Origin of the sequence: Pseudomonas sp. PvP027, from assembly GCF_017833005.1 — a bacterium.
GTDB lineage: Bacteria > Pseudomonadota > Gammaproteobacteria > Pseudomonadales > Pseudomonadaceae > Aquipseudomonas > Aquipseudomonas congelans.
Genome location: NZ_JAFIBK010000001.1, coordinates 3887881 through 3911125 on the forward strand (window position 1 = coordinate 3887881; position 23245 = coordinate 3911125).

The following is a 23245-nucleotide window of genomic DNA, read 5'->3' on the forward strand; positions in this document are numbered from 1 at the left end:
GATAGTTGAGATTATCGTTCCTCACGCTCCAGCGTGGGAATGCCTTGGGTGACGCTCCGCGTTACAGATTTGCGCCGCGCCGCGGTTCTCAGGATAGGACGCGGAGCGTCCAGAACGGCATGCCGACGCGGAGCGTCGCACGATAGCGAGGCTGTCCTGCGGTCTGTCTAGAAACTCAGACTCAACGCAACATTCACCCCTTGCTGGGTCACGTCGTCGTTCTTGCGCCAGTTGTAATTGCCGCGCAGTGTCAGGTCCTGGGTCAGCTTCTGGCTGACGCCCAGCGTGGCCCGATTCAGGTCGCGTTGCGGCGTGTAGCCTTCCAGCGTGAAACCGACTGACTGTACGCTGTTGAGCGCCATTGTCACGTCCTGTTGATCGGTCTCGAACTCCCTTTCATGGGCAACTTCGCCCCACACCTGGGTGCTCGGTGTCACCTGGAACTTGCCCTGCACACCAACGCCTGCTCGCCGCGATTTGCGCGTCTGGTCACTGAAGGTCAGAGCCGTTGAACGGTCGCCTTTTTCCGAGTAGCCGTCGACATCGATGTGCGCGTAATCGGCGCTGACGAAAGGCGACAAATGCCAGCGGCTGGTCGGCCCCGCGATGTCGAAACCGACTCGCCCGCTGACAGCCCACATTTCACCGTCGGTATCGCCTTTTTCCTGGCCTTCGCTGACGCCCAGCGCGAACTTACGCTCGGCATTTTCGTAATCCAGCTTGCCGCCCGACACCGCCAGATCACCCCACCAGTGGTTGGCTTGATACTGCAGGAACGCAGTGGCGATGTAGCTGTTGAGTTTGTAGTCCGAGTCCCTGGGGCCCGCTTCAAGATTCTGGCGATACGCTCCAGCAACAACCCCGGTGCGCCAGTTTTCGGCAAACCGGTAGCTGCCGCCAATGGTCAGGTTATAGCCTCTTCCGTCAGCATCAGCCGAGCTGTCCTGCGCGTCGAAGTCCATTTTCTGACCGCCCGCCGACAGCATGCTCTGCCACTGCCCGACGCCTTGCCAGTTACCCCAGTCGCTGAGCCACTGTGCGCGAATCTCGTCCTGATGCATGCGCAGCGTGCCATTGGCCATTTCCGGCAGCAGGCTTATCTCCCACGGCGCCGAGAGCAGCGAGTACGCATAGTCGGCCAGCAGTCGTTGTCCGGCTTCGGTAGGGTGGACGCGATCGTTGAAGAACAGTCGGCTCGGATTCGGCGTAGCACTGGTTCTGCCGTTGGTGGTGCTTTCCCGGCAGCTGTCGCCGCTGAAACAGGTACTGACCAGATTCTCGTTGGGGTCGAACCCGAAGCGTGCCGGCTCAGCGAGGATTTCATTGATCAGCAACGGAACATTCAGCGGAATGATCTGGGCATTGATCTGCGCCAGTCGGCTGACCAGTTGCTGATTGAAGCCCGCGCTGAGTGCAGAGGACGCCGAGGCCAATGGTGAACCGCTCAAGGCTGGCGTTTTACCGATGTCCGGCAGCAACCAGACCATGATGTAGCGCGCACCGGCCTGTTGCAGGGCTTGCGCGCTGTCAGCCAACTGATTGGCAGCTTGCGCGGCGCTGCTGGCGCTCAGCACACGACCTTGCAGGAAGTCGTTGCCGCCCCCGGTCAGGTAATAAAGAGCGTTGGGGTCGGCGCGAAAACCGTTGGCGGGCAGATAACCGGTCCGGCTGCGCAGCAAGGTGCCGGTGTTCGGGTCGACGACGGTGGACTGCGAGTTGATCGAGTCAAGAATCTGGTCGGTCCGATAGCCGCCGACTGCCCAGTTATTGCCATCGGGTGCGCCCAGCGCAGCGTTGACCGGCGAAGTGGACGCCGCCAGATCTCCTGCCGGAACACCGAGCATCCTGCCGATCAGCGTCGACGAGTTCAGGTTGAACGCTTCACCGCTGCCGTCCTGATAGGTTGGGCCGACACGATTGGTGAACCTGAGCGTAGAGCCCCTTGGCCCGGCGGTGTCCGGAAACTGCCCGGCATCGGCCAGACTGTCACCGAACACCACCATGGTGGAGTAGGGCGCTGCAGCAGCGGTGCCGCAGGCAAGCGATAACAGGCAAGCCGCGAAGGGCCAGCGCCTCGATGTCTTGGTCATGAAAGGATCCCGATTGTTTTTGTTTTGTACCGGAAACGTAGCAAGATTTTTCATGACTGCAAAGTTCGATGAACATTATCGCGCTGCGGCGGTGCTTTTTTGACCTCAGGCAGCCCTGTTGGTCACGATGGCGCTCAGATAGTTGGCCAGGTCGTGCAGGTAAACGAAGGGGTGGCCCTGACGACTGCCGCCTGTACGGCTGACCTTCAAGTCGATGCGTCCTGCGTTGATCTTGCGCAGCAGATTCCTGTCGTTCGACAGGTGCGAAAAATAACGCTCTCTGACGGCGCTCAGTGAAGGGCACGGCGTGGCGAATTCTTTGCGAAGTTGATCCAGTATTTCGTTCATTCCATGACTCCCTGTGGTTTGCATGTGAGTACTCCCGAAATGGGGTGCAGGCAAACAATACGATATGTAGCGTCCTGTGACAATACAGTTTGTATTTTTAAATACGATTTGTATCGTATCGCTCATAGGGAGTCGATGTACCAGCATACGTGGGCAGTGCCGTTTTCAGGGTTGCGGGTCACTGTGATGCCTTCGGCTTCGCTGATCTGATCCATGATGCGCTCCCAGTGCGCCACCGACTCTCCAGGTTCTCGAGTCAGCAGGACCTGATGCTCGATCTGGGCCTTGTCACTGGTGATAGCGTCCTGAATCCGCTGTGCCAAGGCCAGGTAAGCGTCGTGTTGCAGGGTGTCGGGGGACTGATTGAGCATGAATGAACTCCTTTTTACTGTATGTGCATACAGTAATTGAGGGGTGTTTCTCACGCAAGCTACAAATGTTTCCTACACGGACACATGCCCGTGCAGGAAACAGTGCGCATGAAAAAGCCCCGATTATCGGGGCTTGGGCGGAGCATGGCGGGTGGTCAGAGGCGCATCGTCATCTGCCTGATGACACCGATCAGCTTGCACTCCTCGGTTACCGGAAGTGTCGGGTAGGAGGGGTTAAGCGGCTTGAGAAAGTAGCGTCCGGCGTCTTCGACAAGTTTCTTGAACGTGGCCTCGTTGCTTTCCGGCAGTTTGGCGATGACCAGCTTGCCGGCAGTGGGCTCGATTCCGGTGTCGACCAGAATCAACATGCCTTCGGGAATGCTCTGGCCTGCGGGCGCGGTCATCGAGTCTCCACGGACTACCAGCCAGAAGGCCCTGCCCTTGGCTTTATAGTCGCTGATCTCGAAGGTGTCCGAATAGCCGGCAGGGTAAGGCTCGACGGCTTCATTCCAGCCACCGGCCTCCACCCAGCTGATGACCGGATAGCGATAGAAACGTGAAGGCTGCACCGTGGGCTCCACGTTGTGCATGCCGGGTTCGCTGGCCGCGAGGGAGGTGGTGAGGATCGGCAGGCCCAGCTCGGTCAAGAATCGATTGATGACCTCGATCTTCGGCTCACGCTTGCCGTTCAGCCAATGCCCCACCGCGCCGGGCGTCACGCCCATGCGCTCAGCCATTTCTTCCTGGCTGATCTCCTGGGTTTCCATGACCTGTCTTGCGACTTCATACCATTTTCTGTTCATGCGTCGAATCATACAGGCTGTAGGGTGTTGAGCAATATACATAATGTAATGCTTCGTTGTGTCATAAAAATACAGAATGTATTGTAAGGCTTTGGTTCTGTGCAGCGAAAGACGCTGCGCAGCGTTTCGGAAAGGTCCTACAGGAGAGACACGATGATCGAGAAAGTAGAAGCAGTGATGCAGCATTGGGGCGAACAGCGCATGCGCATCGGCCTGGGCGGTGGACTGAGCAGCCCGATGGCCGGGATCATGGAATGGGGCGCGTACATTCCGCGTCGTACACCCGGCTCGCGTGCGCTGGTGGGGAATGGCAGCGGTCTGGACTATATAAGCAGCGAAGTGGAGGCGGCCGTTGCGCAGCTGTCACGCAGTCCGGCAAAGAGCCGCGGGCCTGAACTGGCCCAACTGGCGACATTGCGTTATGTCGAGTCGTTGCCAGTGCGTGAGCAGATGCGCCTGGTGGGCATTAATGAGGGCGCAGACCGCACCTATCGCAACTGGATCAACAAGCTTCATCAGCAGGTGCTGGCGATTCTCGCTGAGCGCAGCGCTTCCAGAAGCAACAACGCCGCCGTCGACAAGGTTGCACGAGGGTAGATGAAGGCACGGTTTCACGCCGTTTATCCGGGTCGATTGCACAGCTGTGGCCGAACTCGTGTTGAACTCCGGTCAAACTCGACCCACCCCGAAACTGCCCCTTCCCAGGCTTTCCGGAGGGGGGTAAAAAGGTCCCACGATATGCGATTTGCGCCTCAGGGCAGCAGCCGGAATCAGGCTGATAGACAGCCACAACCGGTCACTCGCGACCCACCTGAAACCCCGCCTCGGCGGGGTTTTTCATTGGGCCAGATACGGAGGCCATTGCAAATGTTGAAGGACTATCGATGCGGGCAGTGCAAGAAGCTGCTGGCCCGCATGGGTGAATACACAGAGCTCCAGATCAAATGTTCCCGCTGCGGGACGTTGAATCATGTGAAGGCCGCGAGCCTCGAGTTATCGCCGTTGAGCGACATGAAAGCGGAATTCTCCGCGACAAATCATTCGACTCAATAGGTGAGATTAATGGGCTACTTTCTAAATTCAATGACCGAAAACGGGCGTGCGGTTCTCCCTCCCCGGACCGAGATGGTTCTCAACCAATATCTGGATTCTCCTAACAAAAGATTTCGGTTGATCTTTCAGGACGATAGCAACCTGGTATTGCGGGACAATGGAAATCCGATCTGGGCTGCAAATGGTGATGTTCCATACTCAGATGAAGTCTTCCCGCAACGCGGCATGGGAGCTCCGGTTTCGCTTGCCTACGTAAACTACAATCTGGGTGTCTCTGATAACCAGCGTTCTCGTCTCTGGGGGACTCACAACACCACAGTTCCTAGTAAGCAGTTTCAGGATGCGGCGGCTCGCACATACCTCCAGCTTCAGGATGACGGAAATATCGTCATCATTGATGCAACGCCAATTTGGAAAAGCAAGGATTCGATTCCTGTCGCACCGGACATTTCTGCGACGATGATTTCTCCGGGTACCATGATCTACCCGAATCAGTCGTACTCCATAGGCACTTCTACTCTGATCTTCCAAGGCGACGGTAACCTCGTGCTTTATGGAGCAAATGGCTTGGTGCATTGGGCGAGCTACACCCAAGGAAAAGGCGGTGCCCTGGCGTCGATGCAGGAAGACGGTAATTTTGTAATCTACGATAATGCCGGCACGCCTCTGTGGCACACCCACACTAATGGGAATCCTGGTGCCTATGCTCGAGTTCAGGATAACGGCAGTTTCTCGATCGTTTATCCGAAAATTGTTTGGGCCAGGTTTGGCTTCAGGCCTGATATCAAGCCAGTGAAGGTTTTCTATCCAAGCAATGGTGCATGGAGCACCTGGAATCCGGCGATCTATACGTTTTGATTGATCTGCCCCGGCTCTTTAGCCGGGGATTGTTTGTATTTAATCACCAGCCCCGGGGTGTTCCGGGGCACCCCTATTTTTTAAGTCTTGAAAGTTCAAGGCTTTTCTGTGGCACGAGTCTGTGCACCGCGCTCCTTTGACCGTTTCCTACGGTCTTTTATTCAGAGGTAAAGATGGACCCAACCGACCTAGGCCCAGGCACAGCTACCTGGCTGGGCGGCACGGGCACAATTTTGCTTGGCGGCTTTCTATGGCTGCGCAAGTTTCTTTCCAGAGATGCAACAGACCGGGCGATGGACAACGCGGACATCGGCACGGTTCGGCGTCTCAATGAGCTGCTCGACTCCGAGCGACAGGCGCGCAAGGAGGCTGAAGCGAGGGCTGACCAGTTTGCCAAGGAGCGCAACGAGCTTGCCGCTGCGGTTGGCCGGATGGAGGGCAAGATCGAGGCGCTCACCAGCCACATCGTTCAACTCACCGACAAGGTCACCACGCAAAGCGCCGAAATTGCCCGGCTGCGATCCCAACTCGGAGGTGCAAACGATGCACAGATGCGCAATTGATTTCATCGCTCGCCATTGGTGGCGGCGTCTGGAGGTGTGGCTGATTTCCGTACTGCTGATCGCTGGCTGTCTGATGCTCGGTTTTCAGGCCGGGCAGTGGTCGGCGAATGCCGAGCATACGCAGCAGCTGGCCGAGGTTCGCAATGCCTACGACGCAGCGCTTGGCAAGCGCGATCGGCGCCTGGACAGGCTGGCCGAAACCACCACCCAGGCGGCAGACAAGGTCGAGAGTGCCGCATCGATTGCCAATCAGGCCGCTCACACGGCCAGCCGTGCTGCAGACAAGGCTGATGAAGCGTTGGGCAAGGCGAACCAGTAGGCGTTACCCACGCCGCAATCAACCTTCAACACACGCGGAACCCCTCATGAAGATAACCCCGATAGTTGCCCATTTGCAGGCGACCTGCCCGAGCTTTGCCGGGCGAATCAGTGCCGGTATCGACTGGGCTGCGGTCGCCCTCGGCGATCAGCTCGCCCATCCGTCGGCGTATGTGATTGCCACGGGTGATCAGTCCACCGCCAACGACTTGCAGAACGTCATTCGCCAGAACATCACCGACACGATCGATGTCGTGGTGGTGCTCGATGGCGGCGACAAGCGCGGGCAGGAAGCCAGTGACCAACTGCATGCCCTGCGCGGCGAACTGTGGCGTGCACTGGTGGGCTGGAATCCGGATCAGGATTACGACGCGATGCAGTACACCAGTGGCGCGCTGGTGCAGATCAGCGGCGACCGGGTGACGTATCGCTTCGGGTTTGCAGCGCAGTTTCAACTGGGCCGCAACACCTCCAATCAGCCTGCCGAGACCTGGCACGAAGCGTATCTGGATGGTTTGCCTGGGTTTACCGGCGCCACCCTCGAGATGGACTGCGTTGACCCCGCAGATCCGAATTTGAAATCCCCCGGCCCTGATGGCCGTATCGAAGCGAAGTTCACAGCAGAGGTAACCCCATGACTCAACGCATCACTGTAGTACCGGCCGAGGGCCGCACTGTGCCGGATCCGGAGGCGGGCGATTTGCTGCCCGTCGAAGGCCGGCAGGTGACCTTCAACGCCTGGTGGCAGCGTCGTCAGAACGACGGCGACATCACCCTTCAAACCGAGCAATCCACCACCACCCATCAAGCCTTCACGGCTTAACCAAGAGGAAGCCAAACAATGGCTATCAGCTTTAACAACATTCCATCCGATGTTCGCGTGCCGCTGTTTTATGCGGAGATGGACAACTCGGCCGCCAACAGCGCGTCGGCCAGCATGCGTCGACTGATCGTTGCGCAGGTCAACGACGATGTGTCCGGCCCCGAACTGGGTTCTCTGGTGCTGGTGCCGAGCGTGGCGCTGGCGAAAAACATCGGCGGTCAGGGCTCCATGCTGGCCGCCATGTATGAAACCTGGCGCAAGGCGGACCCCACCGGCGAAGTCTGGTGCCTGCCGTTGCTCAATACCGAAGGCGCCAAGGCCGGCGCAACAGTCACCCTCACCGGCGCGGCGACCGAAGCCGGTCTGCTGAATCTGTATGTCGGCGGCATGCGAGTGCAGGCCACTGTCGTTAACGGCGCAACCGCTGCCCAGGCGGCTACCGCACTGTCGGTAAAGATCAATGCCACGCCTGACCTGCCGATCACTGCGGCTGTCGAAGCGGGTGTGTTGACCCTTTCCTGCAAATGGAGCGGGGCAAGCGGCAACGACATCCAGCTGGAATTCAATCGCCAGGGCAAGACCAATGGCGAAGTCATTCCTGCTGGCCTGACCGCGGCAGTAACAGCCATGACCGGTGGCGTGGGTACGCCTGATCAACTCAAGGCACTGGCTGCGCTGGGCGACGAACCGTTCGAGTTCATCTGCATGCCCTGGACCGACACCGCCACGCTGGATGCTTGGAAAGCGGCAATGGACGACAGCACCGGTCGCTGGAGCTGGGCCCGTCAGTTGTACGGTCATGTTTACAGCGCCAAGCGCGGCACGGTCGGTACGCTGGTGGCCGCAGGTCAACTGCGCAACGATCAGCACATCACCCTTCAGGGTGTGGAAAACGGTGTTCCGCAACCTGTCTGGCTGCAAGCCGCTGCACTGGCTGCGCGCACAGCGGTGTTCATCTCTGCCGACGCCAGCCGTCCGACCCAGAGCGGCACCATGCCCGGTATCGATCCTGCTCCGGCCAGCCAGCGTTTCACCCTGACCGAGCGTGAGTCGCTGCTGCGTTACGGCATCGCCACGGCTTACTACGAAGGCGGTTACGTGCGCATCCAGCGTTCGATCACCACCTACCAGAAGAACGCGTACGGCCAGGCTGACAACTCGTATCTGGACAGCGAAACCATGCACCAGTCGGCGTTCATCATCCGTCGCCTGCAAGGCATCATCACCAGCAAGTACGGCCGCCACAAGCTGGCCAACGATGGCACGCGTTTCGGTGCCGGCCAGCCGATCATCACGCCGAGCACCATCCGTGGCGAGTTGATTGCGCAGTACGCACGTCTTGAAGAAGAAGGTCATGTGGAGAACGCCGAAACGTTCGCCCAGCACCTGATCGTCGAGCGTGATGGCAATGACCCAAGCCGCGTGAACGTGATGTTCCCGCCTGACTACATCAACGGCCTGCGCGTGTTCGCGCTGCTCAACCAGTTCCGCTTGCAGTACGACGAAGCGGCATAAGCCTAACCAACCCTTTCAAGCCCGCCTCGTGCGGGTTTTTTCATTCTGGAGATAAACAACATGGGTCAGAAAGTTGCGGGTACCTGCTACATCAAAGTGGATGGCACCCAATTGACCATCAGCGGCGGCGGCGAAGCGCCTCTGATGAACATCAAGCGCGAGACGGTCGTGCCTGGTTACTACAAGGAAACCGAAAAGGCCGCGTGGTTGAAGTTCACCGCCGTGCATACCGCAGATCTGCCGCTCAAGCTGCTCACCACCGGTGTGGACATGACCATCACCTGTGAATTCAAGAACGGCAAGACCTACGTCCTGTCCGGTGCCTACCTGGTCGAAACGCCAAGCAGCAAAGCTGACGACGGCACCATCGAGCTGCAATTCGACGGTAATCAGGGGAGCTGGCAATGAGTGAAGTCATCGACCTGGCCAGCCCGATCGAAGCGCACGGCGAAACCCTTTCGCAACTGACATTCCGGCGCCCTACGGCGCAGGAAGCGCGGGCCATCAAGGCCCTGCCGTACAGGATCGACAAGAACGAGGAAGTTTCCCTGGATCTGGACGTGGCGGCGAAGTACATCGCCGTCTGCGCCGGCATCCCGCCCTCGTCGGTCAATCAGATGGACCTGTGCGACATCAACACGCTGAGCTGGAAGGTTGCGAGTTTTTTCATGGCAGCGGCATCAGCGACCTCGAAGGCCTGATCGCCGTCGTTTACGACCTCGCGTACTTCTGGAAGACCGATCCCGAACTGATGATGTCCAGGGAGCTGGACATCATCACCGAGTCGATCTTGCAGGCGCAACGCATCAACCAGATCCTGCAGGGGGAGTGATGGCAGACACTATCAAGACGCTGATTACCGGCGTCGACAAGCTGTCTCCAACGCTGGCAACCATCCGCAACAACGTTGAAGGCTTCGAGACCAGGCTTGAAGGCTCTGGTCTTGGGAACGTCGAAGTGGGCGAGATGATCAAGGGCAATGCTTTGACAGAGCCCTTGATTGCCGGGGTAAAGGCAGCGATCGGTTTTGAGACCAGCATGGCCGGCGTGAAACGATCGGTCACCTTTGAAACACCGCAACAGTTCCAGCAGATGAGTTCCGACATTCTGGACCTCAGTGAACGACTGCCGGAAAGCGCCAACGGTATCGCGGCAATTGTCGCCGCGGGTTCCAAGGCCAATGTACCGCGCGAAGAACTGACCGGGTTTGCCAGCGACGCCGTGAAAATGGGCGTCGCATTCGATCAGACAGCGGCCGAGTCGGGCGACATGATGGCCTCGTGGCGGTCATCGTTTCAGATGACTCAGCCGCAGGTCGCGGCGTTGTCCGAGAAGATCAACGTGCTCGGCGGCAACAATCTGGAAAAGAAAATCGCCACCATGGTGACTGCAATGGGCCCGCTCGGGCCGGTTGCGGGGATGGCCTCCGGGCAACTGGCGGCCATGGGCGCGACCCTGGCCAGCGTCGATGTGCCGGCCGATGTGGCCGCCAGCGGCATGAAGCGTTTCATGCAGTCGTTGACCGAAGGGGGCGCGGCGAAAGCCGGGGCGTTCGAGGCGTTGCAGCTCGACGTCAATCAGTTGACCCAAGGCATGCAGAGTGACCCGTCCGGGACCATTGAAAAGGTTCTGACGGCGGTTTCCAGTGTTGATCCCGGCAAACAGTCGGACGTCATCACGCAGCTGTTCGGTGCCGAATCGCTGGGCGCGATCACGCCGCTGCTGGCCCACCTCGATGTGCTCAGGTCCAACCTGGCCAAGGTCGGGGAGGGCGTGCAAAACAGCGGCTCCATCGAGAAGGAGTTCGCAGACAACTCCCAGACCACGGCCACTGCCATCAAAGAGATGACCAACCGTGTCGATCGTCTGGGCATCAATATCGGCAGTATGTTCCTGCCGGCGATGAACGAAGCAATGGCCGTGATCGGGCCGATGATTTCTCAGGTCGCCGCACTGGCGGCCGAACACCCTGGCGTTATCAAGGGTGTGGTGGCCGCTGCGATTGCGTTCGGTGTATTGCAAGTTGCGGTCATGACCGCGACGACCGCCATGAGCGTACTTAGCGCGGTGATGGGCCTGTCACCGCTGGCCTTGATCGTGCGCGGCCTCGCGCTGGCGGCAGTTTTTCTGATCGCCAACTGGTCGACCGTCGCACCTTATTTCCAGGCGGTCTGGGAGGCGATTCGCGGACCGGTGATGGCGCTGTGGGACGTACTCAAGGCGGTCTTCGCCTGGACGCCGCTGGGCATGATCGCAGCCAACTGGCAGCCACTGACCGAATTCTTTGCTGCGCTGTGGGACGTGATCAGGGCGCTGGCCACGCCGGTTTTCGATTTTCTGCAAACGCTGTTTGCGTGGTCGCCGCTGGGCATGGTCGTGGCCAACTGGCAGCCGTTGTCCGAGTACCTGGCCGGGCTATGGGAAACCATCAAGGCCGAGGCGCAACCGTTTACCGATGTGCTGGCAACGCTGTTCAGTTTTTCGCCGCTGGGCATGGTCATCGAGAATTGGCAGCCGATCAAAACCTGGTTCGCAGGTCTGTGGGCGGACATCAAGCCATTCATCGAGCCGATCATTAGCTGGTTTGGTGGCGACACGAATAAGACCGTCCTGCAGCGGGCGACCGAGAAGGCCAATCAGTTCGCGGAAGAACAGCGGATACGCAACGCAGGGCCAGGCGGCGGGACCGGGGCGTTTCTGGCGGCCGGTGCCGTCGAGAACGTTCGCACGAATCAGCTTCAGCTCAATCAGGCCACCGGCGTGCCGCCGACCAGTCAATTGCTCGGCGTACCAACCCCACTGGCTCCCGGCAGCCTGTTATTGCAACAGGGCGCAGGCGGGGCCGGCCCGCGACTTGAAGGCGAGCTCAACATTCGCTTTGAAAACGCGCCGCCGGGCATGCGTGCGGGGCAAGTGCAGACCAACCAGCCGGGTTTGACGATATCGCCAAACGTCGGTTATCGAACCCTCGGCGCAGGAGCCGGATCATGAGTACATGGCGTGACAGCCTGCTGCCAGCGTCTTTCCGGGGCGTCGGTTTTTTCATTGAAAAAGCCGTCGTCCCGGCAGGTCGCAAAGGGCAGTTGCATGAGTTTCCACAACGCGACGAGCCTTATTTCGAGTCGCTGGGCAAACAGTCGAAAGTTCATACGCTGACGGGGTTCATTGTCGGTCCCGACTGCTTCGAACAGCGAGACAAACTGCTACAGGCTCTAGAGCAGGAAGGTGCCGGCGAGCTGGTACATCCCTGGCTGGGGCGCGTGCAGGTCCAGGTTGGCGAATGTGGCGTCACACACAACCTGAGCGAAGGCGGACTCGTCCGACTGGACCTGAAGTTCTATCCGGCCAACCCGCTCAAGTTTCCCGTGTCGACCCTCAATACGCGACGGCAGTTGCTGGGCGCGTCCGAGAGCCTGCTGGACTCGGCGCTCAGGCGCTACCGCTCGGTGATGGCCACGGTGGACGCGGTGCGTATCAATATTCAGGCACTGCGCAGCGCCCTGTCGGGTGTATTCGCGACCATTCAGCGGCAGTTCACACCGTTCATGACGATCTATTCGGATGTCACCGCGCTGGTGCATTCGCTGGTCAATGCACCGTTGACGGTCAGCACGCTGTTTACCACGTTCTTCGCCAGTTTCGACGGTGACAGCCGTCGAGCCAGAAGAGCGAACGGCACCAGCAGTATTGGCGGGGCGAATACCGGAACGAATGTCGGGTCAGGTTCCGGCAGCTCCACAGGTGGCAGTTCAGGCAGCGGTTCCGCCAGTGGTAGCAATGGCAGCGCTGCAGCAAGGTCCGGCAGTAATGGCGGCGTGTCCTCTGTTGAAACGGTCGATTACCGGTCGGTGATTTCCGAGGCCACGCAACAGGCGGAAGCGGTGTCCGGCATCAATCTGGTCAGTCAGAGCAGCGGGCTGGATACCGGCGTGACGGCTCAGGCCGCCGCCAATCTGGTTCAGGATGCCTTGTTGGTCAAGGTGGCGAAAATCGTCGCGAGCATGCCGGTTGCAACAACCGTCACGCCGCTCACGGTGGTGCCGTCGCTGGATCAGCAAGTGACGCAAGCGCTGCAACGCGTCGATGTGCCGGTTGCCGATGACGTCATCGAGCTGCGTGACACCTTGAGTTCGGCGATCTGGGAAGCGTCGTTGAAAGCCGACCCAGAACATTACCTGGCGCTCAACACGTTGCGTCAGGCGTTGATCAGGCACCTCAACGCGGTGGCGGCCTCCGGCGTACGTCTGGTGGACATGAAGGTGTCCGAGCCTTTGCCGGCGCTGGTGCTGGCTTATCGCCGATTCGGTGACGCCAGCCGGGCGCAGGAAATGGTGCAGCGCAATCGGCTGGCCCACCCGGGTTTCGTGCCGCCCGGCACGCTGAAGATCGCGCAGGAGTGACCCATGATCGACCCTAACGTTGTCACCCTGACGGTTGACGAGCATGACTACGCCGGCTGGAAGGCGGTGGAAATCTCTGCCGGGATCGAGCGTCAGGCGCGCAGCTTTGACGTGAGCATTACCTGGCAGTGGCCGGGCACTGAAATCTCGCATCCGATCACGCCCGGCGCAGCGTGCGAGGTGCGTATCGGCGGCGAGTTGATGCTGACCGGCTGGGTGTTTGCCGCGCCGATCAGCTATGACGGCAAGCAAGTCACGCTAAAGATTTCCGGACGCTCGAAAACCGCTGACCTTATCGACTGCTCGGCCATCAACAAGCCGAGCCAGTGGAAGGAGGTGGGGGTGCTGAAGATCGTTGAAGCGCTGGCTGCTCCCTATGGCTTGTCGGTGATCAGCGAAATACCGGAAACCTCGAAGATGGCCGATCACACCATCGAGCCTGCCGAAACCGTGTTCAAGTCCATTGACCGGCTGCTGACCCTGTTCCGGATTTTTTCCACCGATGACGAATACGGCAATGTGGTACTGGCCAGGCCGGGTAGTCGCGGGCAGAGCGCAGATGCGCTCGAACTCGGCAAGAACGTGTTGAGCGCGAGCATAGCGCGGGACTTTTCCGGGCTCTTTTCCGAGTACCGGGTCATCGGTCAACAGACCGGTAATGACCAGACGTTCGGCAAGGAGTCATCGGAGGTCTCGGCAGAAGTCACGGATAACCGGCATGACGATCCCGCGCATAAAAAGCGTCTTCGCGTACTGGTCGTTCATGAGGATGCGCCAATCACACCCAAACTCGCTTTGAGTCGCGCCAACTGGGAGCGCGGTCAGCGGGCCGGCAAGGCGCTGCTCACCACCTACAAGGTCCAGGGCTGGCGGCAGTCCAACGGCGCGCTCTGGCGGCACAACACTATGGTGCGGGTGATCGATCCGGTCATTGGTTTTACGAGCCGGAACATGCTGATTTCAGCCGTGACCTACTCGCTGACCGACCAAGGCACGATCACCACACTGGTGGTCGGTCCGCCCGAAGGTTTCCAGGCCGAGCCGGGTGATCCCAACAAGCGCAGCAAGGTGCAGGTCAATCAGGACGCTTACTCCTGGTTGCTGCCCATCGACGAGGAAACAACCTCATGAGCTTACTCAATCGCATGCTGGTGCGTGGCACGGTGGTGCTCGCCAGGGCCAGCAGCAAAATGCAGGCGCTGCAAATGCGCCTCACCGCCGGAGAGGTCAAGGACGACATGGAGCACTTCGAACCCTACGGTTTCACCAGCAACCCGCTGGCCGGCGCCGAGGGCATTGCCGCTTTCATTGGTGGTGACCGGTCGCATGGTCTGCTGCTGGTGGTGGCCGACCGGCGCTATCGCCTCAAGGGTCTGGAGTCCGGCGAAGTGGCGATCTATACCGACGAGGGCGACAAGATTCACCTCAAGCGCGGCAAGGTCATCGACATTGAAACCGACACCTTGAACATCAAGGCGGCGGTGGCCGTGAACTTCGACACACCACAGATCACCCAGACCGGAAAGATCGTGTCCCAGGGTGACCAGCTCGCCGCGGGCATCAGCCAGATCAGCCATCTGCACGGCAACGTGCAGGGCGGTAATGGCCAGAGCGGGCCGCCCGTTGGAGGTGCCGGATGATCATTGAAGGCTCTCTGCAGGCGTCCTTGCTGCGCTCGGTGGTGATCAGCCTGTTCACCTGGCGGCGTGCCGAAGCGGACGACCCGTTCGACGATGCCGAGCGCTATGGCTGGTGGGGCGACACCTACCCGGCGCAGGCCAATGACCGCATCGGTTCCAGGCTGTGGCTGCTGCGCCGGGTCAGGCTGACTGCCCAGACTCAGCGCGACGCCGAGTTCTATGCCCGCGAAGCGCTCGACTGGCTGATCGCAGACGGCCAGGTCAAGAACATCAACATCCTTACCGAACAGGTTCAGAGCAACCGCCTGAACCTGGGCGTCGAGCTGGTCGTCTCGGACGGTCAGGTCGTGCGCTTCAACCCTTCTGAACAGTGGCAGGTGATTTATGCCGTTTGAAACACCTACGTTACCGGCGTTGATCAACCGAACCCAGGTCGACCTCGCCGACGAAGCGCTGCGTCAGTCCGATGCCCGGGTATTGTCCCGCGCGCACAGCGGTGCGGCCTACGGGCTGTACGGCTATCAGGACTGGATCGCCGACCAGATTCTGCCGGACACCGCCGATGAGGAAACCCTCGAGCGGCAAGCCATCCTGCGCCTGAGGCAGCCGCGCAAGGTGGCACAGGCGGCTACCGGGACGGTGCGCTTCACCGCTGCGGCCGGCGCGGTGCTGGATGCGGACACGGTGCTGCAGTTCAGTGATGGACGCTTCTACCGCGTGACCAAAGGCGTCACTACGGTTGCGGGCAACAACACGACCACGGTCGAAGCGGTGGATGCCGGTGTTCTGGGTAATGCGGATGCCGGTCTGGTGATGACTGCCGTGCAACCGGTCGAAGGTATCGACAGCACCTTCACCGTCATCGCCGACGGTTTGTCCGGCGGCATCGCGCAGGAAAGTATCGAGTCGTTGCGTGCCCGTGTCGTGCGCTCCTACCGGGTCATTCCGCATGGCGGCAATCAGGATGATTACGTGACCTGGGCGCTGGAAGTGCCGGGCGTGACGCGCGCCTGGTGTGTGCGCCGGTTCATGGGGCCAGGGACTGTCGCGGTGTTTTTCATGCGCGACGACCAGGCCGATCCCATTCCCGACGCCGAGCAGCTCGCTGCGGTCGCTGCGTATATCGAGCCGCTGCGTCCGGTTACGGCAGACGTGTATGTGCTGGCGCCGGTGCAGAAACCGGTGGTTTACACCATCCGGCTCACACCGGATACCTCTGCCGTGCGGGCAGCGGTCGAGGCGCAGCTGCTGGACCTGCACAACCGTGAGGGCGGACTGGGCGAAACCCTGTTGCTCACGCACATTGCCGAGGCCATCAGCCGCGCGACAGGCGAAACCGATCATGTGCTGGTTTCTCCCGTGGCCAACGTTACCGCGGCCGCCAACCAGCTGCTCACGTTCGGGGGTATTCAATGGTCGTCATAAGAACCGCCGAACACTACGCGGAGCAACTGCAGACGCTGTTGCCTCCCGGCCCTGCGTGGGATCCGGAGCGGGTGCCGGAATTGCAGCAGGTCATTACCGGCCTGTCCCGCGAGTTCGCGCGCATCGATGGCCGCGCGTTCGACCTGCTCAACGAGATGGACCCCGCCACCGTCAGTGAACTGGTCCCGGACTGGGAGCGGGTGATGAACCTGCCTGACCCGTGCCTGGGGCTCAAACCCCTGTTCGCAGACCGGCGTCTGTCGGTGCGACAGCGGCTCGTGGCAACGGGAGGGCAGAACGCGGCGTTCTACATCGACATTGCCATCAGCCAAGGCTACCCCGATGCCACCGTGACCGAACACCGAGCGCCCCGTATGGGGCGTTCGCGTTTTGGCCAGGCGCACTTCGGCACCTGGAACGCGCAATTCATGTGGACCCTGAACACCGGCGGGCGCCAGCGCCTGGGCCGACGCTTCGGGGCCAGCTACTGGGGAGAGCGGTTCGGGGTGAATCCCGGGCTGGCCATCGAGTGTTTGATCCGTCGAGCAGCACCGGCGCACAGCGTCGAATTCGTAAACTTCAACTGAGGAACACAATGTGGATTATCCCAAGAGTGTGCCGGGCGTAGGCTTGGCAAGCGGCAAGTTTGTAGATGAAAACCCGGCGACCGGCATGCCCGGCTCGCTTATTCCTGCGCAGTGGGGTAACTCGATCACGCAGGAGATTTTGAATGCGATGGCGGCCGGTGGTGAGCAGCCTGATGAAACCAGAACAGACCAGCTTGCATCGGCTATCACGCAGATAGGTTCGCAAGTCAGGCAGGCTTATCGTGGTGCCGGTTTTGGCTATACCGCATCCGAGACCCTTCTGCCCGGGGCAGCGGGGCACTGGCACAGAATCAACCTCGCCGGTATCACGCTGACCCTGCCTCCCAAGGCGAGCGTAGTGGTAGGTAAGTCGATAACCTTTCATAACGCATCGCCAGGAGCGGCAACTATCAAGGCCAACGGTGCTGAGGTCATCTCTCTATACGGTGCCGGCAGCAATACGTTGAAGCTGAATGCGGCGGAGTGGGTAGAGCTTGTTTTTAACACTGACGCGATCTACATCACCAAGCGCGGCAAAATCACAGAGGTAAAGGAGGTCGACTCTAAAAAAGTGTTCTCTTTCAATACCGATATAGTTTTTACAAGAGACCAGATGGAGTTGCTGCTACTGGATGCTACTGGCGGCAATCGTGCATTCACACTGCCCTCTTCAAATGCGGCACTAGGCGTAAAGGACGTCATTGTTCGCAGGATAGACAGCAGTGGCAACCGGCTGACCGTGAATGCAAGTGCCGGGGAAAAGATCAGGTTTCATACCCATTTAAATGCTGCTGGTTATTCCTTTCTGGTTCTAATGGGGGCTGGCGATTGGTGGCATCTGCGCAGTGATGGTGCCGGGAGTTGGTGGCCGGTAGGACGCTACGACAATACACCTCTGGGACGACCCGTCTTCGAAACAACGACGTTGTTCAGCCCAGGAGGATACGGAGCGTTGAACGGTGGGCTTCTTAACCGCGCCGACTGGCCGTGGCTTTGGGATCATGCGCAAAAGTCCGGGATGGTTTACACCGAAGCAGCTCGTACCGGCAAGGAAGGTGGATGGAGCAGTGGCGACGGCGCCCTGACCTTCCGAGGGCCCGAAGGTAGGGGCGAGTTCTTGCGGGTACTGGATGAGTCTCGTGGGGTCGATGCGTCGCGTGTCGCCGGCTCTTGGCAGGACGGCACTTGGCTCAGGACGGTGGCTCAGGAGTGGAGCGGGTCTGACATAGAAACGGGTACTTACTTGTTAGGCAATGGTCATGCCCAGGCAGATGGACGTCTCAGTTCCATAGGCCCTAATGGCGTGTTGCCGATCGGTGCTTTGGTTCCAGCTGGAGGTTCTGCGTATCTCCGTGAAACGACAGATAACGGCGCGACGGGAGCTGCTATGAGAGACGACCAGCAACCGATGAACAACTGGATTCGTTTCCGTAGCCGCAACATGGCCTATCCCGGCCGTATTAAACTGATCTGAGGACATTATGCCTACTTACTTGATAGATGACTCTGGGGCCTTGATAGGGCCTGTTGAATTACCGGTTGTTCCTGGACTGGGCGAGCAAACGCCCAGCAACGCTGTAAGCATGACCGAATTACTTAACGAGCCGAACACAGGATTTGCCTGGACACTCATAAACGGTGAGCTGCAGCAGGTCATAGATCGCCGTGGCTTGATGTATCGAATAAACGACGGCTCGGTAGAGGAGTGGAGCAGCCTCGGTCTGCCGCCTGAACGGCTTACCGCCAAACAATGGCCTGGAAAATATTACGTTTGGCGAGAGGGGGAATGGGTTCTTGATGTCGAAGCGCAGAGGGCCGCTTTGGCTTCTGCTGCTTTGGTGGTTCGTGACCAGCGTTTGCAGGAAGCAGCTACACGTATCGCCCCGTTGCAGTATGCCGAAGAACTGGGAGATGCCACCGAGGCGGAGAAGGCAAGTTTGCTCGAATGGAAACGCTATAGCGTGAAGCTGAACCGGATCGAGCAAACCCCGGATTACCCTCTCCAGATCAAATGGCCTTCACCGCCCTCCGATGCAACTGCCCTGTAGACATGACCGCGAGAGCGGTTTTTTTTTTGCCCGTCTTTCGAGACCGCTGCGTGCGTTTTAGTCGCGTGCCAAATCCTCACAGACTCTGCGGACAAAAGATGCTGAGTCGTTAATAAAACGTGATTCATAACGCCACACAGCACTGACCTTCCGCATCGTTAACTCAGGCGTTATCGGCAGAGGCGTCTGGTGTGCACATAAATCGTCATCCCGTAATAACAGCACTCTCTTAATACACAACATGAAGGATTAACCATGAACATAGTACCCATCTCCCGTAACCCGCAATGGGCTGACCAGGCCCATACCTCCATGACGCTGTGGGTGATCATTACTGAACCCGGCTATATGGATCGTCAGGACGCTATATCGGTCTCTGCCAATCATCCGGATCCGCAATACGCAGCATTGTTCAGCCGAGCAATCGCCGGTGAGTTCGGTGAGATTCTCGAGCCGAGTGAGCAGATGATCCTTATCAACGTCAATGCGGAGCGCGGTATCTACCTGGACAACGCTACCAAGAGAATCAACGAGCTGGACTTTCAACTGACTATTGTGCAAAACGCCATTGCATCGGGGTCGGCCACAGTCGCGCAAATCGAGTCTCGGCCTGCGCTGCAAGCCGAGCTTGATGCGTATTCGCTTTACCGGGCACAGCTCTCCAATCTGAGTTCGCTCCCGGGATTCCCTACTTCTTTCGCCTGGCCTGTTCCTCCTGCGACTCCGTTTGTTTACGTAAAGCCGCCGGAAGTGACTACACCGCCTACAGGCGTTAGCGAAGATGAACTGCCTTGGATCATGAACAGCATTCGTAACCCTCGCTGGGTCGATCAAGCTCATACCGCTATCGTACTTTTAGTTGTTTTCGAGAAAACCAAATATACGAATGGTGAGGAGGCCGTAACTGTTTCTGCCAACGCCCCTAAGCCACAAGCCAGAGAACTTTTCAACCGTGCCTTTAACGGCGAGTTCGGCCTGATTCTCGAACCGATCACGGAAGTGGGAACGGGCGATGTCATGACTCAGCGCAACGGATACTCGGCCATGGCCACTGCGAAAGTCGATACGTTGATCAGCAGACTGGTCGTTGTACAAAGTGCCATTGAAGCCCAGTTGAGAAACCTGTCTGCGCTGCAGGCCGAGCTTGATGCGTATTGGCTTTACCGTGTGCAGCTCGCCCAGCTCGATGCGCAGCCAGGCTTTCCAGAGTCGTTCGTGTGGCCCGCTCCGCCAGCGTCGCCGTTTGTATATGTAAAGCCGACTGAACAGCTGGCACCGGTTAGGGGCGTAAGTGCAGACGAGCTGCCCAAGTCCTGACGCCCCGCTCTGAGGGGGGCGTTGTTTTATTCGCCATTTAATCTCGCTTTTGAACAGGAGAGCCTTATCGGCTCACGGGGTGGGCTCGTCCCGCAAGCCCTTGGGGCGGATCAATGCCTCTCGACCAGTAACAAAAACTGAACATCATCCCTGACGCCGGCGCCACCGCCGGCGTTTTAGTTCCTGTCATCAAACGAAACAGGAGGTCCGCTGACGCCCGCAAGCGTCAATCATTCACAAACCCATACTCTCTCAATAGAAAATCAAAGGTATTCATATGTACACAGTAATAAGCGCTCGTGATCCACGTTGGTCCGATATGACACACACATACATTAACCTGTGGGTGTTGTTTGCAGAGTTTAAAGACACTTTCGGCGAGGTGCCTTTTAGTGCATCTCCCAACGACTCCGCTGCTCACGGAGTCGATCTGTATAACCGCGCCCTCGCTGGTGAGTTTGGCCCGGTTCTCGAGCCGACCGAGGAGTCGGTCGTGCAGTTGGTGACGAGTCAGCGAAATAACCTATCAAGTAACGCTACCGCTCGAATCCACGCTTTGCTGGACGATCTGGATATTCTTCAAGACGCTATAGCAATGAATCTGGCGACCGAAGCGCAAGTGAAATCCGTGCCAGCAATAAACGCTGAGCTGTACGCGTTCCGTCTTTATCGCGTGCAGCTTTCCCTAATTGACACATTGCCAGGTTACCCAAGGAAGTTCGACTGGCCAGTGGCGCCTGCGCAGCCTTTTGTGTATGTGCCACCTTCTGAGTAGTTGGCCATTTGGCAGGGCGAGCGCGAAAACGAATTGCACCCGACGCCGGCTCTGAAGCTGGCGTTACTGTTTATGCTTTCGATATCGCCGCAGCCTGCTGATATGACTGCTGCTAACGACTCAGGTAATGACGCCTCGCAATGATGGGGCGTCTGTTACCCCTGATGCGCGTCGCTCTTGAGTCACGAAAGCTTCGTCGATTGGGGGCACTGACGAGCTTCATAAGCAAGGCAGGAGTAACCATGCCTATCAACCAGCAACAACTACTGCAAATCCTCCCTAACGCCGGCCTTAAAGCCGGCGTTTTCGTTCCTGCTCTCAACACCGCCATGGCCCGCTACGCCATCAACACTCGCCTGCGTATCGCCGCGTTCATCGCTCAGATAGGGCATGAGTCCGGGCAGCTTCGTTATGTGCGCGAGCTGGGTAGCGACAGCTATCTGGCCAAGTACGACACGGGCCAGTTGGCGCTGCGTTTGGGCAACACGCCAGAAGCAGATGGCGACGGTCAGTTGTATCGGGGCCGTGGGCTGATTCAGGTGACGGGTCGGGCCAACTACGAAGCGTGTGGCGAAGCGCTGGGGCTGGACCTGTTGAGTCAGCCGCAACTGCTCGAACAACCCGACCACGCGGCCATGTCGGCGGCATGGTTCTGGGATCGGGCCAACCTCAACGCGCTGGCAGACAAGGGTGATTTTCTGATGATCACCCGCCGCATCAACGGCGGTACCAACGGCCTGGCGGATCGGCAGGCGCTTTACCAGCGGGCATTGGAGGTGCTGCCGTGAAAGTGCTGGATATGCGATTCCTGATCCTCGCATTCGTGCTGGGGGCTGGGCTGGGTACATGGGCGGCCTGGAAATGGCAGGCGGCCCGCTATGGCCTGCAACTGTCCACGCAAGCACTGACGTGGCAGCGCGAGCGCGAGCAAGCGGCGCTGGCGGTCGTCGACTGGCAGAACGCCGAGCAGGCACAACGACGGGCGCTGGAAGTCCGTTTGCACACCAACGATACAACCATCCACAAGGAGTTGAGCGATGCACAGACTGCTCAGGCTCGTTTACGTGATCGCCTGGCTACCGCTGATTTGCGCTTGTCAGTCCTCCTTGCCAACAGCCCCGCCAACCATGCTGGCATGCCAGCCGGCACCGATGCCGGCGGCGTGGTTCATGGAAGCTCGCGAGGCGAACTTGACCCAGCGGCTGCTGGACGAATTGTCGCCATCACCGACTACGGCGATCAGGGATTGATCGCTTTGAAGGCCTGCCAAGCCTACGTGCGCGAGATTGCGCACTGATGTTCCTCTCGGCTCCCCACCCCCTAGGCCATCGTGCCCCTGCCTCAATCCCGCCTCCGCAAGGAGGCGCGGCCCTCTTTTGCGTTGTTGCCAGCCTTTCAATCGGCCTGGCCCGGTACATTCATATTGCACCGGCCGATTCGGTACGCTAATGTCCTGAAACGTACCGATGAGACCCCTTCCGTGACGACAGTCAGCAAGCTTTTGATGCGCGTTATCAAGGCTCACGCCCGTTGGCGTTGGCGCGCCTGACTTTTTCCTTGCCGGCCCTGCCGGTCCCGTACCTGTATGCCTTCGATTTTGTGATGCTTTTCTCCGTCCCCCGGCCCTGTGGCTGACGAGGGGATGCATGAGTGAAGCAGAATCCGGAAGGCCTGAATCACGTCAGTAAATCAAAAGGTTGATAGCAAAATGCTGCTGATGATCGATAACTACGATTCGTTTACCTACAACGTCGTGCAGTACCTCGGTGAGCTGGGGGCGGACGTCAAAGTCATTCGCAATGACGAACTGAGCATCGCCGAGATCGAAGCCCTGAACCCGGAGCACATCGTGGTCTCGCCTGGGCCGTGCACGCCCAATGAAGCTGGCGTCTCGCTTGATGTGATCAAGCACTTCGCGGGCAAGCTGCCGATTCTGGGCGTATGCCTGGGGCATCAGTCCATCGGTCAGGCCTTTGGCGGCGACGTGGTTCGTGCGCGGCAGGTCATGCATGGCAAAACCAGCCCGGTCATTCACGAAGACGGCGGGGTGTTCGATGGCTTGAATCATCCGTTGGTGGTCACCCGCTACCACTCGCTGGTGGTCAAGCAGGATACGTTGCCCGACTGCCTGGAAGTGACGGCCTGGACTGCGCTGGAAGACGGCTCGGTCGATGAGATCATGGGCCTGCGCCACAAGACACTGAACGTCGAAGGGGTGCAGTTTCACCCCGAGTCGATCCTGACCGAGCAGGGCCACGAGCTGTTCGCCAATTTTCTCAAGCAGAGTGGCGGCCATCGTCAGGGCTAAGGA

The 23245-nt window shown here is 59.1% G+C and carries 28 protein-coding genes; 24 read left to right on the plus strand and 4 right to left on the minus strand.

Features of this window, described 5'->3' with window-relative positions; translation table 11 throughout:
- Positions 1-167: 167 nt before the first annotated feature.
- From estP to JOE33_RS16590, 4 genes are all read right to left on the minus strand, one after another.
- Positions 168-2090: an esterase EstP gene (gene estP, locus JOE33_RS16575; protein ID WP_187625857.1), complete on the minus strand. Its 1923-nt coding sequence runs from the start codon at positions 2088-2090 to the stop codon at positions 168-170.
- Between the two features lie 105 nt (positions 2091-2195).
- The gene (locus JOE33_RS16580; protein WP_003316268.1) at positions 2196-2438 is read right to left on the minus strand and encodes a pyocin activator PrtN family protein; all 243 of its coding nucleotides are present in this window, start codon (positions 2436-2438) and stop codon (positions 2196-2198) included.
- A 122-nt stretch (positions 2439-2560) separates the two neighbouring features.
- Positions 2561-2809: a DUF1654 domain-containing protein gene (locus JOE33_RS16585; RefSeq protein WP_010438974.1), complete on the minus strand. Its 249-nt coding sequence runs from the start codon at positions 2807-2809 to the stop codon at positions 2561-2563.
- Positions 2810-2964: 155 nt separating this feature from the next.
- Positions 2965-3576, minus strand: coding sequence for a LexA family transcriptional regulator (locus JOE33_RS16590; RefSeq protein WP_187625866.1), 612 nt, complete (start codon positions 3574-3576; stop codon positions 2965-2967).
- A gap of 189 nt (positions 3577-3765) precedes the next feature.
- Here JOE33_RS16590 and JOE33_RS16595 point away from each other — a divergent pair, with 189 nt between their 5' ends.
- The 24 genes from JOE33_RS16595 to JOE33_RS16710 all read left to right on the plus strand — a co-directional run bounded on the left by JOE33_RS16595 (position 3766) and on the right by JOE33_RS16710 (position 23242).
- Complete coding sequence (locus JOE33_RS16595) at positions 3766-4209, plus strand: hypothetical protein (protein WP_032611745.1); 444 nt, start codon at positions 3766-3768, stop codon at positions 4207-4209.
- Positions 4210-4479: 270 nt separating this feature from the next.
- Complete coding sequence (locus JOE33_RS16600; RefSeq protein WP_187625858.1) at positions 4480-4665, plus strand: Com family DNA-binding transcriptional regulator; 186 nt, start codon at positions 4480-4482, stop codon at positions 4663-4665.
- A 9-nt stretch (positions 4666-4674) separates the two neighbouring features.
- A complete protein-coding gene (locus JOE33_RS16605) occupies positions 4675-5523 on the plus strand; it encodes a putidacin L1 family lectin-like bacteriocin (RefSeq protein WP_187625859.1) in 849 nt (282 codons plus the stop codon).
- Positions 5524-5696: 173 nt separating this feature from the next.
- Complete coding sequence (locus tag JOE33_RS16610) at positions 5697-6086, plus strand: hypothetical protein (RefSeq protein WP_003411734.1); 390 nt, start codon at positions 5697-5699, stop codon at positions 6084-6086.
- Positions 6067-6405 (plus strand): hypothetical protein, encoded by a 339-nt coding sequence (locus JOE33_RS16615; RefSeq protein ID WP_003372736.1) that lies wholly within the window; start codon positions 6067-6069, stop codon positions 6403-6405. Before JOE33_RS16610 ends, JOE33_RS16615 begins: the two co-directional genes overlap by 20 nt.
- 46 nt (positions 6406-6451) lie before the next feature.
- Positions 6452-7042 carry a hypothetical protein gene (locus tag JOE33_RS16620; protein ID WP_209924100.1) on the plus strand — a complete coding sequence of 197 codons (591 nt, stop codon included), beginning with the start codon at positions 6452-6454 and terminating at the stop codon, positions 7040-7042.
- Positions 7039-7227: a DUF2635 domain-containing protein gene (locus JOE33_RS16625; RefSeq protein ID WP_002551914.1), complete on the plus strand. Its 189-nt coding sequence runs from the start codon at positions 7039-7041 to the stop codon at positions 7225-7227. The genes JOE33_RS16620 and JOE33_RS16625 overlap by 4 nt, the downstream gene beginning before the upstream one ends.
- A gap of 18 nt (positions 7228-7245) precedes the next feature.
- The gene (locus JOE33_RS16630) at positions 7246-8742 is read left to right on the plus strand and encodes a phage tail sheath subtilisin-like domain-containing protein (protein ID WP_054992503.1); all 1497 of its coding nucleotides are present in this window, start codon (positions 7246-7248) and stop codon (positions 8740-8742) included.
- 60 nt (positions 8743-8802) lie between these two features.
- Positions 8803-9150 carry a phage tail tube protein gene (locus JOE33_RS16635; RefSeq protein ID WP_010438998.1) on the plus strand — a complete coding sequence of 116 codons (348 nt, stop codon included), beginning with the start codon at positions 8803-8805 and terminating at the stop codon, positions 9148-9150.
- Positions 9147-9443, plus strand: a complete 297-nt coding sequence (locus JOE33_RS16640; RefSeq protein WP_032611735.1) for a phage tail assembly protein — start codon at positions 9147-9149, stop codon at positions 9441-9443. The genes JOE33_RS16635 and JOE33_RS16640 overlap by 4 nt, the downstream gene beginning before the upstream one ends.
- Before the next feature lie 130 nt (positions 9444-9573).
- The gene (locus JOE33_RS16645) at positions 9574-11733 is read left to right on the plus strand and encodes a phage tail tape measure protein (protein WP_187625860.1); all 2160 of its coding nucleotides are present in this window, start codon (positions 9574-9576) and stop codon (positions 11731-11733) included.
- Positions 11730-13142: a DNA circularization N-terminal domain-containing protein gene (locus tag JOE33_RS16650; RefSeq protein WP_122589421.1), complete on the plus strand. Its 1413-nt coding sequence runs from the start codon at positions 11730-11732 to the stop codon at positions 13140-13142. Before JOE33_RS16645 ends, JOE33_RS16650 begins: the two co-directional genes overlap by 4 nt.
- A gap of 3 nt (positions 13143-13145) precedes the next feature.
- On the plus strand, positions 13146-14273 hold the full coding sequence (locus JOE33_RS16655) for a phage baseplate assembly protein (protein WP_187625861.1): 1128 nt from the start codon (positions 13146-13148) through the stop codon (positions 14271-14273).
- A complete protein-coding gene (locus tag JOE33_RS16660) occupies positions 14270-14782 on the plus strand; it encodes a phage baseplate assembly protein V (protein WP_003341098.1) in 513 nt (170 codons plus the stop codon). Before JOE33_RS16655 ends, JOE33_RS16660 begins: the two co-directional genes overlap by 4 nt.
- Positions 14779-15177 carry a phage GP46 family protein gene (locus JOE33_RS16665; protein WP_122528903.1) on the plus strand — a complete coding sequence of 133 codons (399 nt, stop codon included), beginning with the start codon at positions 14779-14781 and terminating at the stop codon, positions 15175-15177. Before JOE33_RS16660 ends, JOE33_RS16665 begins: the two co-directional genes overlap by 4 nt.
- On the plus strand, positions 15167-16207 hold the full coding sequence (locus tag JOE33_RS16670) for a baseplate J/gp47 family protein (protein WP_044343678.1): 1041 nt from the start codon (positions 15167-15169) through the stop codon (positions 16205-16207). Before JOE33_RS16665 ends, JOE33_RS16670 begins: the two co-directional genes overlap by 11 nt.
- Positions 16195-16794 (plus strand): putative phage tail protein, encoded by a 600-nt coding sequence (locus tag JOE33_RS16675; RefSeq protein ID WP_187625862.1) that lies wholly within the window; start codon positions 16195-16197, stop codon positions 16792-16794. Before JOE33_RS16670 ends, JOE33_RS16675 begins: the two co-directional genes overlap by 13 nt.
- 10 nt (positions 16795-16804) lie before the next feature.
- Positions 16805-18268: a phage tail protein gene (locus tag JOE33_RS16680; RefSeq protein WP_187625863.1), complete on the plus strand. Its 1464-nt coding sequence runs from the start codon at positions 16805-16807 to the stop codon at positions 18266-18268.
- A 7-nt stretch (positions 18269-18275) separates the two neighbouring features.
- Entirely contained in the window at positions 18276-18842 is a 567-nt protein-coding gene (locus JOE33_RS16685; RefSeq protein ID WP_096131480.1) for a tail fiber assembly protein, read from the plus strand.
- Positions 18843-19097: 255 nt separating this feature from the next.
- The gene (locus JOE33_RS16690) at positions 19098-20159 is read left to right on the plus strand and encodes a phage tail assembly chaperone (protein WP_240009404.1); all 1062 of its coding nucleotides are present in this window, start codon (positions 19098-19100) and stop codon (positions 20157-20159) included.
- Positions 20160-20436: 277 nt separating this feature from the next.
- The gene (locus JOE33_RS16695) at positions 20437-20934 is read left to right on the plus strand and encodes a phage tail protein (RefSeq protein ID WP_122528907.1); all 498 of its coding nucleotides are present in this window, start codon (positions 20437-20439) and stop codon (positions 20932-20934) included.
- A gap of 242 nt (positions 20935-21176) precedes the next feature.
- Positions 21177-21722, plus strand: a complete 546-nt coding sequence (locus JOE33_RS16700; protein WP_010439024.1) for a glycoside hydrolase family 19 protein — start codon at positions 21177-21179, stop codon at positions 21720-21722.
- Positions 21719-22231 carry a lysis system i-spanin subunit Rz gene (locus tag JOE33_RS16705; RefSeq protein ID WP_187625864.1) on the plus strand — a complete coding sequence of 171 codons (513 nt, stop codon included), beginning with the start codon at positions 21719-21721 and terminating at the stop codon, positions 22229-22231. The genes JOE33_RS16700 and JOE33_RS16705 overlap by 4 nt, the downstream gene beginning before the upstream one ends.
- Positions 22232-22642: 411 nt before the next feature.
- Complete coding sequence (locus JOE33_RS16710; protein ID WP_003394873.1) at positions 22643-23242, plus strand: aminodeoxychorismate/anthranilate synthase component II; 600 nt, start codon at positions 22643-22645, stop codon at positions 23240-23242.
- Positions 23243-23245 lie beyond the last annotated feature (3 nt).